Origin of the sequence: Dysgonomonas sp. UBA7710, from assembly GCF_002482385.1 — a bacterium.
Classification (GTDB): Bacteria; Bacteroidota; Bacteroidia; order Bacteroidales; family Dysgonomonadaceae; genus Dysgonomonas.
In genome coordinates, this window is record NZ_DLFW01000024.1 from 44,462 (window position 1) to 58,439 (window position 13,978).

Consider the following 13,978-nt stretch of genomic DNA (forward strand, 5'->3'; position numbering starts at 1 on the left):
AGCAACCGATATTTTGATTGCTTTTCTTTAGTTGCGGAGACCGGATTTTATTTACACGAAATCCGGTTCATAAGTGTCAGTAAGTCAATGTTACATTTATGTGAAAAATGAATTCTTTGGCGCGTATCTGCCCAGGGTAAAAGAGCTTTCTATCCTTTATTTTTCAGCATTTCAATTAATTCGTTTTTAGCTTTTATAGTCTCTTCCTGTACTTCTATTGTTTTCTTAAGGGAAGTAATCAAGTTTTTATCCTTCTCTTTTGGTGAATCAGGGAATTTTAATTTATCTATTCTTTTTATCTCCTGGTCGTTCAGTCCTAATAACTCCGAAATACTAATCCCTGTAGCTTTTGATATTAACATTACTTCGTTGACCGTTCGCTCATAAAGATTATCATACCTATCAATATTGATCCGGTTCATACCAAGCGCATCTGCTATAACTTTATGCTGGATGTTATATTTTTTCAATAAATCTCTTAATCTCATTTTGTCTATCTTTTCATTTCTTTTTCCGAGAGTAATTTATTGGTTCTTCCGCCACATTTCTAATATTAATATCCATAGGATCGATTCTTTTTCCTTGTTGGGCTGATTCCAGATCACGCTTTAAAGTCCCTATCTCTTCCCTTAAGTCACCAATAATTTTATCTTTTTCTTTTAAATAGTCGATTAATATGTTTGGGGGGATTCTTTCGGTGAGTTCTATTTTTTTGTCTAGGTTTGCGTTTTCTAATAGCATTTCACCTTCTCCGGTTATAAGCCATTTAATATTTATATCAGGAAACATGAGTAAAATATTACGCAATGGCTTTGTGCTAATCTCATCATTCATGTTTTTTACAAATGCCCTGCTCATACCTATTTTTTCGGAAAATTTGTTTGCCGTTATGCCGTAATGATCTATTATCGCTAAAATCCTGTCTTTCAGCATTGTGTAAAATATTTATCAAAAATGAATAAAATATATGCCATTATATTTTGAAATGGTAAATATATATGCCATATTTGTATCGTAATAGTTCAGTGATGAACAATTATTGCACAAAGTAACCTGTAAATATAAACAAAATCAATACAAAAAAATGGGTAAAATGACAGAATCTTCGGAATTTGAAAAAGTCAGAGACAAGATTAAAGCCTATATCATGGATAATGCTTTGCTGCCGCAGTTGATGGTCGACGCTCAGTTCTCTTCAAGAACGACATTCTATAATGCTTTTGATGAATCTATACTTAGCGAAGATCAGCTTACGCCGCGTCAGCGAATCATATGGCAAAAAGCGATCTCTATGATGGAAAATTCAGAATCTATTTTTTCAAAGGCTTTAAGGGTAGTATCTAAATGAAAAGTTGCATATCTGACCGGGAATTTGAAATTGTAGAGTCGGTAATTTATTATGGCTCTAAAAAAGAAGCTGCCGACGCACTCAACCGTAGTCTGTATACGGTTGAAACCACTATAAAGAATGTATATGACCATTTGGGGCTTAATAAAATATCTGATCTCACCCTATGGTTTTGTGGCGTCAAGTTTGGAATAGCGAGCGAAGTGTCTGCATTCAAAAGTTCGGTCATGGCAATTATTATTACAGCCCTGTTTTCGATAGACGGAATTCACAATACCCAGATACGCACCAGGCGAATTATAGCTGAAGAAACATCAAGGACTGAATTGTCGACAACTTTGACTCGCAGGCGTCGCAAAGAAATCTCAATATTTTATATACCTCAAAATGGAATTGATCATGCGGCATAAATGGAATAAAAATGTAGAATGGCCCGGACATATGCCCGATAGTGTGTATAAGATTGATCATTGCGCACGCTGTGGAATGTATTGTTTTCATAAGCACACATATGCTTTCTTTTTTAAAACATATCTGATCTCGGGCAAAGAATACGATAAACTCCCGGCTTGTAAAGAAACTTAAAAACCTTTCCCCGAAGCGTCGGGAGAAATTCATTAAACATATTGACTCGCAGCTAATGCTGCACTACCACGCGATTATTAACTGCAACATGAGGGTTGCTAAATTTAAACTTTATGGCATCACTAAAACAATTTGAAAAAGCTTTACTCGGCAAAAATGTGACGGTGAATCGTATCAGGAGTACCGGCAAAGAAGTTTCTGTCGCATTCGGGTCCCATATGGGACAAAAATATTATTGGTTAGCGTCCGGTATTTGCTATGCGGGAAGTGGAACGCGATGTTCCCGGCTCGATCTTAATTTTGATCGTAATGAAAGCTAAGAATGGCCTGTGGCCCTGCAACGTATTTGTATGGTCTATGATACTTATACTTGGGTTATCATTTGATTATTGTATTTATCTGCTTGTAAAATTTATAATAGAATTGCTATGAACGCGGACTACAGACATATGCGAATGACTAATTATCAATGGGTGGAAGAGTATTCGTCAAGGCTGGGAAAAGAGGCTTTTTGGAAACTGCTGAATGAACGATACAAATGGCTGATGAAACAACCCCGAGGATGGATATATAACCTCGAACTAAGCAAGTTATTGAATAGTGACATCATACGAGACTTATTTATCAAAACCGTATGTCTGTTCATCTCGGAAGGAAACGGAGATTACCAATTCTCTCCCGATTTTACAACAATAAAACGAATATAACCATGGCAAAAGAAACGAAACGTAATATACGCCCCTGGTCGGCGGCTGAAGAAGACTGGCTGTTAAAAAATATGCACACAAAGCCAATGACGGAACTTTGCGCTTACCTCGGACGCAATGAGAATGCTATAAAACTAAAAATGCACCGTGAGCGCCAGAATCCTAAATCTATAGTAAAAGACAATGTATTGCTACGAATACTTACCGCACGTTTTTCGGATCCGGCTCTGTTTTCGCCTAACAAAGTATTTTTCAAAGCTGTTGGTATCGGCCAGAAACGCTTTTGGATGATATATAAAGGATTAGAAAAACTGACAGGTGAAGAATGTCAGCGTGTTTGTCGCCATCTGGGACTGCGCTATACAGACTTTGTAGATTCTTTGCAGTTAACATTTGAGGGGGGGGGATTTTAGATGAAATCTGATCAACGCCACATACATACTATCAACCCGCTTGAGGTCCGCCTGATCGTGATCGACAGCTTCTGCGGTGCCGGAGGCGTCACTTACGGCTTCTGCAATGCCAAGGTAAACGGTAAGCAGAGTATAAAAGTAATTATCGGTATCAATCACGACAGGAACGCGATACTCAGTTTTAAAGAAAACCATCCGGATACGCACTGTTTTATAGAAGATTTCCGGTCGGTAAATGTACTACAGCTTTTACCTATAATAGAAGAGGCACGCCGTTCATATCCCAATGCGAAGCTTATGTTTCATATGTCGGCCGAATGTACGCATCATTCCATTGCTAAAGGCGGAATGAGCCGTGATGCTGACAGCCGTTCACTGCCCGAAGCTGCATACCGCTATATTGAGATATTGAAACCGGATATTATCAGCGTAGAGAATGTAAAAGAGTTCATAAAATGGGGACCTCTGAAAATAAAGGTTATAACCGATAAGCAGGGGAACGAACTATATTGTCCGCTGGAACGTAAGAAACGCGAAGAAACAGAGATTGAAAAACAAGCGCGTAAAGCCCGCAAGGAAAGGAAGAAAACACGCTATGGCTATCTTCCGGTATGGGTGCCGGTCAAAGAATGTGTATCGGAATTTTACAATGCCTGGCGTGACAAAATAAAATCATACGGATATCATTACGACTACCGCTTACTAAATGCCGCCGATTATGGTGCTTACACTTCACGTATCCGCTATTTCGGGTATTTTGCTACCGATCCCAGCCTGATCGTATTCCCTGCCATAACACACACTAAGGACGGACGAAAAGGGACAAAGAAATATAAAGAGGTGAAAGATGTACTGGATTTTTCGGACGAAGGAACAAGCATCTTCGCACGTACAAAACCATATGAAGAACCGACTCTGTCGCGTGTTCATTCCGGACTGGTTCGCTTTGTAGCAGGAGGAAAAGACGCTTTTCTGTTGAAATATAATTCAATGAATCGCAGTGGTAAATATATCGCTCCCGGTGTCAATGAACCATGTCCTACTGTAGCCACACAAAACAGGCTGGGTGTATGTTTCCTTTCCAAAGCCTTTTCCGGACATCCGGATAGTAAAAACATTCCGGTAAATGGTCCGGCAGCTTCGGTTACTACGGTAGATCATCATCAGTTTATTTCCGCATATTATAGTCCGGGTATAAATACCCCGGTGAAAGGACCGATACCGACAGTACGGACAAAAGATTGTTTTTCACTGGTTAGCCCGCGTTTCTTAACGGCATATTATGGTAACGGATTTTGCTCACCAGTAAACGAATCGGCTAAAACGGTAACAGTAAAAGACAGGTTTTCTTTAGTAAGCCCCTATTTTTTATGTTCTTATAATGACAAAAAAGGATCTAAGCCTTTAGATAAACCATGTCCGACAGTCCTGACGAAAGATCACTTTTCTTTGGTGCAACCGCAGTTTCTTGATCAGCAATACGGATGTTCAAAGCCCGCCTCAGTATTACAGCCATGCGGATCATTGACGGCAAACCCGAAATTTAACCTGATTTCGTGCAACTGGCTTCTTTCTCCGCATTTCAGTAACCCCGGTACTTCTCTGGAAGTTCCTGCTCCGGTTATTACTGCCGGACGCAAATGGCACTATCTGGTGAATCCTCAATACAGTTCAGAAGGTGCAAGTGTAGACGCTCCATGCTTTACACTGATTGCCCGAATGGATAAAAAGCCGCCTTCATTGGTCGAAGCCGCAAGTGACACCGATGCGCTACCTTCATTTATCCGGTTCGAAAACGGTATATACATATACGAAATTTATGAAAGCGATACCCCTATGACAAAGGCGATAAAGGAATTTATGGCACTCTATGGTATCGTAGATATAAAGATGCGTATGCTGAAGATCATAGAGCTATTGCGAATCATGGGGTTTCCGGAAGATTATGTTTTGATAGGTACGCAGGCAGATCAGAAGAAATTCATAGGCAATGCAGTAGAATGTACACAGGCCCAGGTAAACGGCGAAAGTCTCAGCATGGCAGTAGATAAACTTTTAAATGTAGCATAAATATTAATCACTAAAAAACAAAAAAAAATCATGGCAAAAAAGAAACTCAACATCACCGATCAGATCAGGTCTTACCTAGACGCATGTAAGTACAACGGCAAACAACCATTGAGTGAATCGAAACTACTGGAGGCGGGTGTTACGCCCAAACAAATAGCAGGCATAGAACTCGAAGAAATCACACTGGCCCTCAATGAAGGTAAACCTACTGATATCTATAACGGAGAACCAAGATACTACCCTGTGTTTTGGACGTATGAAGGCCCTTCCGGCTTCGCTTTCCAGGACTCGCGTTGCGCATTTACGCACGCGGCTGCGGGCTCGGGTTCCCGCCACTCGTACCACGATAAAGCGGTGAGCGATTATTCGGGTAGACAGTTTACTGAACTGTGGAAAGAATATTTATCATAACTAAATACATCAATCAAAATGAACCAAAAAGAATTAGAACAGAAGATCAGAGGTTTACATAAATCATCTGACGAAGTTAAATCCGCTTTAGAAACAGCACTGGGTAAGGATTTCTTTACTAAGGATATTACAGAAAGAATAGATGGATGGGAAGATATGATGGCAGAAACCGGACTACCTGACGTACCTGAATTCACAGAACTTCCGGAGCGTCTACGCGATCATTTTAAGAAATACTATCGGGTAGTGGTTATGACAGAAGCCTATAACGAAGGCGAAAGAATGAATATCTATAACAGTGAAGTAGCCCGTCATTATCCTGTATTCAGAACAAATGGTGGCCCTTCCGGCTTCGCTTTCCGGGACTCGGATTACGTTTATGCGGACGCGTGTGCGGGCTCGGGTTCCCGCCTCGCCTTAAAAAGCGATAAGCGGGCCCAGGTTGTCGGTACAAAGCATATAGATATATACCGGGAATGGCTTGAATCATAACTAATAATCAGTAAAAAAACACATACAATGAAAAATTTAAAGAAAGAACTCGAAGAAAGATTAACCTCTATAGAGGCTGCATATAATGAGGCAGGACGCCCGAAAGTGGATTTTACAGTATATCCGGAAAATATGCGGGTACATGAGGAAGGCGACTATAATGCAAAAGTGATCGTAGAAGCTGCACGCAAAATAGAACGTGAATGTGGCCTTGGTGAAATAGACTGGGCAGATCCTAGCCAACGAAAATGGGCACCATGGTTTTGGATGCGCCCTTCCGGCTTCGCTTTCGAGAGCTCGGGTTACGTTTTTACGCGCGCGGGTGCGGGCTCGGGTTCCCGCCTGCGCGTTTTGACCGAGATCGCGGCCGATCATATCGGCAAAACGTTCCTAGAAGTTTGGGAAGCTGTACAACTGAAGTAATTAATTAGCCAATGTGAAAATGTGCCAATATGCCAATTGGCGCGAAGCGACAAGGTATTTAATTGGCACATTGGCATATTAGACCATTAGTAATTAAATAAGGTTGTTTGCTCTGAACCCGTAGCCCTTCCGGCTTCGCTTTCAAGAACTCGAATTACGATAATACGAACGCGAATGCGGGCTCGGGTTCCCACAATTGTAAAATAATAAATCAGGGTAAAGACCGCGCCACTTGGCGAAAAATAAAAATTCAAAAGGTGCTGGTAGGGAAGCCGAACGCTCCGATAAGAAACAAAGGCTGTATAAAAATGAGAATTATAATAACCTGCTCAGGAGGTAAAGACAGTGTAGCTGCATTAATATGGATGAGAAACCACGGATATAAAAACTGTGACATAGTTTTTTGTGATACCAATTGGGAGTCTGATATAACATATAGTTATTTAGAATATCTGCAACAGAAAACAGGTACTAAATTCAGGTTTCTAAAGTCTGATAAGTTTGACGGACTGATAGATTTGGCACGCAAGAAAAAGCGTTTCCCATCATCGCAACGCAGGTTCTGCACCTCTGAACTAAAATCCATTCCAATGATAAATTATATACTGGATGAAGTAAAGGATGATTTTATTGTTGTTCAGGGCATAAGAGGTGCGGAAAGTGAAAGCCGTTCAAAGATGCTAGCCCAGTGTAATTACTTCAAGTATTATCTGGAACCGGTTGAAACTAATGCTACAAGACTTATAAAATTAGAAAATAAATTAAACGCTTTAGACTCGGATGGTGTTGGTTGTCAATTAAATATTTTCTCCGATTCAGAATTTGAAGATTCTGAGGAAGATAATATATTAAAGCTAAAAGAGCAAATAGAACATCTTAAAGACAGGCTCTCTAAAGGCAAGGAAGACCCTAAATATCATACATACCGGAGAAAAGAAGTATTAGCGTATTGCAAAAAGTTTGCTACTGATGTTTTACGTCCTGTTTTTGACTGGAGTGCACAGACGGTTATAGAATATTCTCTAGAAAACGGAATAGATGTAAACCCTCTATACTCTATGGGAATGAAGCGTGTAGGCTGTTTTCCTTGTATAATGAGTGGATTATCGGAAATACATCAGATTGCGATACGATGCCCGGAAAGGATAGCCGAAATAGCAAATTATGAATTAGAAATCAAAAGTTCATTCTTTGGCCCGGATAAGATACCACGTAAATTCTATAGGGGGGGTATCCTTTGATAACCGATGTAGTAAAGTATGCTAAGGGTAAGTATGATGCTGGAGAACTATATGATGATAATACAGCAACAAGTTGTATGAGTTTTTACGGATTATGCGAATAACAGATAAATATTATGAAGCGAATAAGTAATTTATACAACAAAATATACAACTTGGATAACCTTTATCTGGCTTACAGTAAAGCAAAGCAGGGTAAATCTAAAACAAAAGGTGTATTGCAGTTCGAAAAGGATCTGGACGAAAACATACTCCGGATACAAAAAGAACTGATGGAAGAAACATATACGACATCAGAATATAAAATTTTCGTTATCCGCGATCCTAAAGAACGTACCATCTATAGTTTGCCATTCCACGACAGGGTTGTACAGCATGCCATTATGAATATACTGGAAAGCATCTGGACGTCAGTATTTATCTCTCACTCATATTCCAGTATCAAGGGGAAAGGTATTCACGGTGCATGGAAACATATCAGGCGGGATTTGAAGAACCGGAAAAAAACAATGTATTGTCTGAAGATGGATATCACAAAGTTTTATCCGTCGATCGATCATAGCATTATGAAGCGGATCATCCGGAAGAAGATAAAAGATACAAAGCTTCTGGTCTTATTGGATGGTATAGTAGATTCTGCTCCGGGCATGCCTATCGGAAACTATCTTTCGCAGTTCCTGGCTAACCTGTATCTGTCTTATTTCGATCACTGGCTCAAAGAAGTGAAAAGGGTAAAATATTATTACCGGTATGCCGATGACCTGGTGATCCTTTGCGATAATAAAGAGGCCCTGCATCAGCTACGGACAGACATAGATAATTATTTGTCCGAAAACCTTAATCTGAGACTCAAACAAAACTATCAGGTATTTCCTATAGCATCCCGCGGAATAGACTTTTTAGGCTATGTATTCTATCATACACATACAATGCTGCGAAAACGCATAAAAAAGAACTTTTGCAGGTGTGTAGCCAAACTGAACAAAAAGGCATTGACGGCAAAGGAATACAGGATAAAGATATGTTCCTGGATAGGATGGTGTAAGTACTGCAACTCTAAAAACTTAATTAAAACAATAATTAAACATGAAGAAGTTCTCGGAGCTTGGCGTTAAGCCTATCGATGATAAAGCAATATTTATGGTTCCCAGAGTGTCTATAACCGATATCCTGAATTGTAATATCGAGGTGCTCGATTACATAGGTGGTATAAAAACGATCAACGGAGATAACCGGTATATAGTCAAAGTAAGGTGCGATGGCAAAGAATGTAAGTTCTTTACCGATTCCAAGCGGATAAAAAGCATACTGGATCAGATACCGAAAGAAGAATTTCCTTTTACGACAACAATAAAGCAGCAACGGTTTGATTCCGGAAGTGCTAAGACATTTGTGTTTACATAAATAACAATAGAATGCGTACACCAATAACATATTACGGAGGGAAACAGCGATTAGCGAAAACAATAATATCAATGATGCCAAGTCATAAAATATATTGTGAACCGTTTTTCGGCGGTGGAGCTGTGTTTTTTGATAAGCCAAAATCTAAAGTAGAAATCATCAATGATATCGATAACCGCCTTATTAATTTCTACCTCCAATCACAAAATAATTTTTCGGAACTGCAAAAACTTATTAAAAGCACCCTCCATTCCGAAACAATGTATCTTCATGCAAAAGATATTTGGAATGAACGTATAGAGTCCAGCGATCTGCAAAAAGCTTGGGCAATATGGCTGATAACAAACGGATCATTCGCAGGAAGTATGCATGGCGGATGGAAATGGTGTAATGGTTCGTCAGGTTCACATTCGGCAATAATGGTAAGAAACAAACGTCTTGAATTCTCGGAGCAATTACATATCAGATTGTCAGATGTGCAAATTTCTTGTCGTGATGCAATTCGTGTTATTTTAGAAAGGGATTCTCCTGATACGCTGTTTTATATAGATCCTCCCTATCCGGGCTCTTATCAGGGTCATTACAGAGGCTATACCCACAATGATTTATTTAATCTTTTACAAGTATTATCCAAAATTAAAGGAAAATTCATCCTTTCACAGTATTTCACGCATACACTCAAATATCATGTAATGAAATACAGTTGGAATTTCCGGACCGAAAGACTCAATTTAAAATTGACTCATTTGGGGAAGTCCCACACGGAATACCGCACCGAAATTCTCATTTATAATTACGAGTTACAGAAAACCCTCTTCTCTATATAAATTATGTCCCAAAACACTACCATACCCCAGCATATAATCGATCAGGTAAGCGATATCGATATTGTAGAAGTTGTCAGCGAATATGTTACCCTCAAGCGTAGCGGTGTCAACTGGATTGGCCTTTGCCCGTTCCATACTGACAAATCGCCATCGTTTTATGTGTCACCATCCAAACAGATATGTAAATGCTTTGCCTGTGGTAGACCCGATAAAGGAGAAGGTGGTGTAATCCATTTTGTAGAACAAATGGAAAATATTTCTTTTCCGGCGGCTGTGCGCTTCCTGGCAAAGAAATATAATATCGATATACCGGAGATACAATTGTCTCCCGAAGAAGAGGCCAGAGATAAGCGCCGCGAATCTCTTTATATAGCTTTGGCAGCTACTCAGCAACAATTCGAAGATAATTATCTTGCTTCGCAGGACACGCAGCATTATATCTCTACGGTCCGTCAGGTATCCGAACCTTACCGTAAGCTGTATGGTATCGGATATGCACCGGCAGGCAACCAGTTAATGAAGCTAATGCCATCTAAAGGATATAAAACGGATGTGCTGCTATCCGCAGATATCATCAAGCAAAACGAATCCGGCAAGCACTATGACACTTTCCGTAGCCGGGCCATGTTCCCCTATTATGATCTTCAGGGACGTGTCATAGGATTCACCGGACGCGATCTGACCGGGCAGGTGGAAGATCAATGGAAGTACTTCAACACTTCCACAACTGATCTGTTTAGCAAAAGCACGGCCATATGGGGGTTGTGGCAGGCAAAGAAACGTATCTCCGAAACTGGTAAAGTCTATATTGTAGAGGGACAAATGGATACGGTTAGTTTTGCTCAGAATGGTTTGCAAAACACAGTAGCCGCTTCCGGTACAGCTTTCACCGAAGCTCAGATCAAGATTCTACACCGATTTGCAGATGTTGCTGTTTTGGTTTATGATGGTGATAAAGCGGGTGTAAAAGCCAGTCTGAAACGAATACAGACACTCTTATCCTATGGAATGACTGTACGTTGCTTCCGGCTCCCTGAAGGAATGGATCCCGACGATCTGGCCAAGAAACTGGGTAAAGAATATCTGCCTCAGAAGATGCAACAAGGCGAGCAATCGTTCGAAAAATATATGTTTGACGTTCTCGATATTGAAAATAAAGAAAAGGAGGAACGTATCGAAGGGTTAGATGCTATCTGCGAATGCATTGCCTGTATGCCGGATAGTGATCTCCAATCAGAATATATTTCGTCTTTAGCTTCACTATTTAAGATGTCAGGCTTGGATATAAAGAAGCGCCTTCTGGCACAGAATAAAAATAAGGTTGTTGTTGAAGAATGGAAGCCCGGATTCTATGGAGTGGAAGAAGCTGTTACGTTATTGGCAAAAGATAAGTCTATTGTTTGCGAACTGACTTTCAACCGTGATTTATTTATGTCCGAATCCCACGAACGGCCATTGATCTATGTTTTTGGCAATCCGTCTACATACGATATCCAATCGTTGCGTACTAAGGTTAACCGCTTCCGATTGTCGGCCGATGAAGAAAACATTACTCCCTCATTTAATGAAAGTCTTGAAATAAGTGTTTTAAAAACACTGTTTAAAGAGGGTTTTGATATTCAGATAGATGCATCTGTATATAATTCGAACCGGCATGATGAAGAGGACGAAGATAGCGAGAGTTTCGTATCGTCTGATTCTTATTATGATTTCTGTAACTTCTATATTGTTGGCTATGGTTATCTCATTGCCGGGGAAACAAACGGTATGCTAAAATCGGATATGATAGAGCGCTGCGCCGAAGTTATCGCCGAACTCAAAGCTGCTGCACGGGAAGTAATGATAAAAAGCTATGCCAAACGCCTGGGTGTAGATAAAACAGCTCTCGATAAGATTTTAAAGCCTATCCTGGCTACAAAAAAGGATAATTCCACATTCGAAAAACAACGCCTGGCCGAGATGGCGGACATTGCATCGGTAGACCCGTCCGAATTACCTGAGTATGTTATTACGGATGATATACTGAACAAAAAACACTCTTTATATAATCATTACCCTTTACGGAATAAGCAGGGAGAAGATGTAGCTTATATGTATAAAAATACGGCCGGAAACGGTTATACCCGTATCACCGACTTCGTTATCGATCCTATGCTGCATGTATATGATAAAATATCACAGGCAAACAAGCGTGTAGTGTTTCTTCGCCATATGCGTCCTGAATACAATCGTTATGTAGAATGGCAAAGTAACACACTGGCTAATCTCACCAAGGTGAAAGAAAAACTGATAGAGGAAGGCCCGTACAATTTCAGGGGAACAAACAACCAGTGGAACGATATCTGGGCAGCTATGTCTTACGATTTCACATACTGCCGTGAACTGCGTATCATGGGGCAGCATACATCCGATGTGTTTGCTTTTGGTAACGCCATTTTCCACAAAGTGAAAGATCCGGAAACCGGTAAACCTAAATATCAGGTCACCTATGCTGATAAAATTGGTATTGTAAGCCATGAAAATGAAAACTTTTACCTGCCGGCATTCTCCGAAATCCGTATTTCCGACTTTGACAAAGATGATAGCTACAAACAGGCTGTGCATTTCAAATACAAGGAAATACCAGATAAAGACCGTATCGATTTTGCACAATGGACGGCCCTGATGGATGAAGTATACAAGATAAATAACAACGGTAAGTGGGCTATATTATACGCCATCACATCAGCCTTCCGTGACTTTATTTTCAGGGAACGGCGGTTCTTTACAGCTCCGTTCTTTATCGGACCTACTTCTTCCGGTAAATCTCAGATTGCAACCAGTATCCGCAGCTTATTTGTAAGCCCGGATATGCCTTTGTTCAATCTCAATACAGGCTCGTTTGCTTCTCTTACAATGATCATGGAACAGTTCCGAAATGTACCTGTGGTACTGGAAGAATATAATGATAAGATTGATGAAACAAAGTTTCAGTTACTCAAGGCGGCCGTATTGGATGGAGTCGGACGTACTAAAGTTGCCGATACGGCTACCAAGACAACTACAAGCACGGAAATAAATTCTCCGTTGGTATTGCTTGGCCAGGAGGCACCGCAGAAAGATGACGGATCACTCGGTAACAGGTCCATATTGCGCGATGTTCCTTATGTGGATAAAGGAGAATTCTCAGAACATGAGACTGAAATATATCTGCGGTTAAAAAAGCATGAGCATATTGGATTATGTAATGCACTTACAGAGATCCTTTCTTTGCGAGACCTGTTCGAGAAAGAATATCTTACCGTATTTGATAAGGAGGTGAAGTTGCTGAAGGAAAAAGTAAAACAAAGCGTCACTAATACTGACGGGCTAACCCGTATTATCAATGCCGTTTCGCTTCTTACGGCTACATGCAAACTGGTAGAACTTCACACTGATCTCAATCTGCCATTTACCTACGATAAATTCTTTGATCTGGCCGTAACACAGGTAGTGTCACAATTGGAACAAATCGCCACTACAAACAAACTGGCTGCTTTCTTCAATGCCATGAACACTCTGCTTACCCGTGGTAAAACGGTACCGGGACGTGACTTCCGCATTAAGCCTGAAACGTCTGTACGCCGGGTACTAAAAGGGAAAGATACTGAAGAATTAAAACTCGAAGCCGGTATGAATGTGCTTTATCTGGACCTGAATGCGCTGTATTCCGATTATGAATCATTCGTAGGAAAAGATGCAGCTGCACCGATGCAGACTTTAGTAATGAATTTCAAATCGAATGAGGCATATCTGGGTTATAACCGGGGAGTGCGTTATGGGTGGACAGAATTCACTCATGGCACACAAGGCGGTACCGATTATAACGGGGAAGTGGATAAACGAGCCGTGCCTAAGATCGAATCACGTAGCCGTACCGGATCAGCTCATATGTTCAACTACGATATGCTCAAAACCAGGTTCGAAATAGATTTTGAACGTATCGAGCAAAAAGAACCGAAGCAAAACGATGATGAACCGCCAATGTTTAACCTCGTATCTCCGGATGATAAAACAGAAGATGATTTACCATTTTAAT

The 13,978-nt window shown here is 40.4% G+C and carries 16 protein-coding genes; 14 read left to right on the forward strand and 2 right to left on the reverse strand.

The window, feature by feature from the left end; translation table 11 throughout:
• Positions 1-149 precede the first annotated feature (149 nt).
• Together B3317_RS08015 and B3317_RS08020 are read right to left on the reverse strand one after the other, a co-directional pair.
• A complete protein-coding gene (locus B3317_RS08015; protein WP_291110419.1) occupies positions 150-488 on the reverse strand; it encodes a hypothetical protein in 339 nt (112 codons plus the stop codon).
• 13 nt (positions 489-501) lie between these two features.
• Positions 502-933, reverse strand: coding sequence for a hypothetical protein (locus tag B3317_RS08020; RefSeq protein WP_291110420.1), 432 nt, complete (start codon positions 931-933; stop codon positions 502-504).
• Between the two features lie 160 nt (positions 934-1,093).
• Between B3317_RS08020 and B3317_RS08025 the strand changes: the two genes are divergently transcribed.
• The 14 genes from B3317_RS08025 (at position 1,094) to dnaG (ending at position 13,977) form a co-directional block, all read left to right on the forward strand.
• A complete protein-coding gene (locus tag B3317_RS08025) occupies positions 1,094-1,348 on the forward strand; it encodes a hypothetical protein (RefSeq protein WP_291110421.1) in 255 nt (84 codons plus the stop codon).
• A complete protein-coding gene (locus tag B3317_RS08030) occupies positions 1,345-1,758 on the forward strand; it encodes a helix-turn-helix transcriptional regulator (protein WP_291110422.1) in 414 nt (137 codons plus the stop codon). Before B3317_RS08025 ends, B3317_RS08030 begins: the two co-directional genes overlap by 4 nt.
• 288 nt (positions 1,759-2,046) lie before the next feature.
• Positions 2,047-2,253 carry a hypothetical protein gene (locus tag B3317_RS08035; protein ID WP_291110423.1) on the forward strand — a complete coding sequence of 69 codons (207 nt, stop codon included), beginning with the start codon at positions 2,047-2,049 and terminating at the stop codon, positions 2,251-2,253.
• 108 nt (positions 2,254-2,361) lie between these two features.
• Positions 2,362-2,640, forward strand: coding sequence for a hypothetical protein (locus B3317_RS08040; RefSeq protein ID WP_291110424.1), 279 nt, complete (start codon positions 2,362-2,364; stop codon positions 2,638-2,640).
• 2 nt (positions 2,641-2,642) lie between these two features.
• The gene (locus B3317_RS08045) at positions 2,643-3,053 is read left to right on the forward strand and encodes a hypothetical protein (protein WP_291110425.1); all 411 of its coding nucleotides are present in this window, start codon (positions 2,643-2,645) and stop codon (positions 3,051-3,053) included.
• On the forward strand, positions 3,054-5,123 hold the full coding sequence (locus B3317_RS08050) for a DNA cytosine methyltransferase (RefSeq protein ID WP_291110426.1): 2,070 nt from the start codon (positions 3,054-3,056) through the stop codon (positions 5,121-5,123).
• Positions 5,124-5,153: 30 nt separating this feature from the next.
• Positions 5,154-5,534 (forward strand): hypothetical protein, encoded by a 381-nt coding sequence (locus B3317_RS08055; protein WP_291110427.1) that lies wholly within the window; start codon positions 5,154-5,156, stop codon positions 5,532-5,534.
• A gap of 18 nt (positions 5,535-5,552) precedes the next feature.
• On the forward strand, positions 5,553-6,026 hold the full coding sequence (locus tag B3317_RS08060; RefSeq protein ID WP_291110428.1) for a hypothetical protein: 474 nt from the start codon (positions 5,553-5,555) through the stop codon (positions 6,024-6,026).
• A 27-nt stretch (positions 6,027-6,053) separates the two neighbouring features.
• Positions 6,054-6,449 carry a hypothetical protein gene (locus B3317_RS08065; RefSeq protein ID WP_291110429.1) on the forward strand — a complete coding sequence of 132 codons (396 nt, stop codon included), beginning with the start codon at positions 6,054-6,056 and terminating at the stop codon, positions 6,447-6,449.
• 308 nt (positions 6,450-6,757) lie between these two features.
• Entirely contained in the window at positions 6,758-7,690 is a 933-nt protein-coding gene (locus tag B3317_RS08070; protein ID WP_291110430.1) for a phosphoadenosine phosphosulfate reductase family protein, read from the forward strand.
• Between the two features lie 116 nt (positions 7,691-7,806).
• Positions 7,807-8,805, forward strand: a complete 999-nt coding sequence (locus tag B3317_RS08075) for a reverse transcriptase/maturase family protein (RefSeq protein WP_291110431.1) — start codon at positions 7,807-7,809, stop codon at positions 8,803-8,805.
• The gene (locus tag B3317_RS08080) at positions 8,777-9,094 is read left to right on the forward strand and encodes a hypothetical protein (protein WP_291110433.1); all 318 of its coding nucleotides are present in this window, start codon (positions 8,777-8,779) and stop codon (positions 9,092-9,094) included. Before B3317_RS08075 ends, B3317_RS08080 begins: the two co-directional genes overlap by 29 nt.
• 11 nt (positions 9,095-9,105) lie before the next feature.
• On the forward strand, positions 9,106-9,921 hold the full coding sequence (locus B3317_RS08085) for a DNA adenine methylase (protein ID WP_291110435.1): 816 nt from the start codon (positions 9,106-9,108) through the stop codon (positions 9,919-9,921).
• A gap of 3 nt (positions 9,922-9,924) precedes the next feature.
• On the forward strand, positions 9,925-13,977 hold the full coding sequence (gene dnaG, locus B3317_RS08090; protein WP_291110437.1) for a DNA primase: 4,053 nt from the start codon (positions 9,925-9,927) through the stop codon (positions 13,975-13,977).
• Position 13,978 lies beyond the last annotated feature (1 nt).

Excerpts from the sequence above, each read along its gene's own strand:
- B3317_RS08060 (WP_291110428.1), top strand. The coding sequence starts at position 5,553 with ATGAACCAAAAAGAATTAGAACAGAAGATCAGAGGTTTACATAAATCA.
- B3317_RS08065 (WP_291110429.1), top strand. The coding sequence starts at position 6,054 with ATGAAAAATTTAAAGAAAGAACTCGAAGAAAGATTAACCTCTATAGAG.
- B3317_RS08075 (WP_291110431.1), top strand. The coding sequence starts at position 7,807 with ATGAAGCGAATAAGTAATTTATACAACAAAATATACAACTTGGATAAC.
- dnaG (WP_291110437.1), top strand. The coding sequence starts at position 9,925 with ATGTCCCAAAACACTACCATACCCCAGCATATAATCGATCAGGTAAGC.
- B3317_RS08070 (WP_291110430.1), top strand. The coding sequence starts at position 6,758 with ATGAGAATTATAATAACCTGCTCAGGAGGTAAAGACAGTGTAGCTGCA.
- B3317_RS08045 (WP_291110425.1), top strand. The coding sequence starts at position 2,643 with ATGGCAAAAGAAACGAAACGTAATATACGCCCCTGGTCGGCGGCTGAA.
- B3317_RS08015 (WP_291110419.1), bottom strand. The coding sequence starts at position 488 with ATGAGATTAAGAGATTTATTGAAAAAATATAACATCCAGCATAAAGTT.
- B3317_RS08080 (WP_291110433.1), top strand. The coding sequence starts at position 8,777 with ATGAAGAAGTTCTCGGAGCTTGGCGTTAAGCCTATCGATGATAAAGCA.
- B3317_RS08085 (WP_291110435.1), top strand. The coding sequence starts at position 9,106 with ATGCGTACACCAATAACATATTACGGAGGGAAACAGCGATTAGCGAAA.
- B3317_RS08025 (WP_291110421.1), top strand. The coding sequence starts at position 1,094 with ATGACAGAATCTTCGGAATTTGAAAAAGTCAGAGACAAGATTAAAGCC.
- B3317_RS08020 (WP_291110420.1), bottom strand. The coding sequence starts at position 933 with ATGCTGAAAGACAGGATTTTAGCGATAATAGATCATTACGGCATAACG.
- B3317_RS08055 (WP_291110427.1), top strand. The coding sequence starts at position 5,154 with ATGGCAAAAAAGAAACTCAACATCACCGATCAGATCAGGTCTTACCTA.
- B3317_RS08035 (WP_291110423.1), top strand. The coding sequence starts at position 2,047 with ATGGCATCACTAAAACAATTTGAAAAAGCTTTACTCGGCAAAAATGTG.
- B3317_RS08030 (WP_291110422.1), top strand. The coding sequence starts at position 1,345 with ATGAAAAGTTGCATATCTGACCGGGAATTTGAAATTGTAGAGTCGGTA.
- B3317_RS08050 (WP_291110426.1), top strand. The coding sequence starts at position 3,054 with ATGAAATCTGATCAACGCCACATACATACTATCAACCCGCTTGAGGTC.
- B3317_RS08040 (WP_291110424.1), top strand. The coding sequence starts at position 2,362 with ATGAACGCGGACTACAGACATATGCGAATGACTAATTATCAATGGGTG.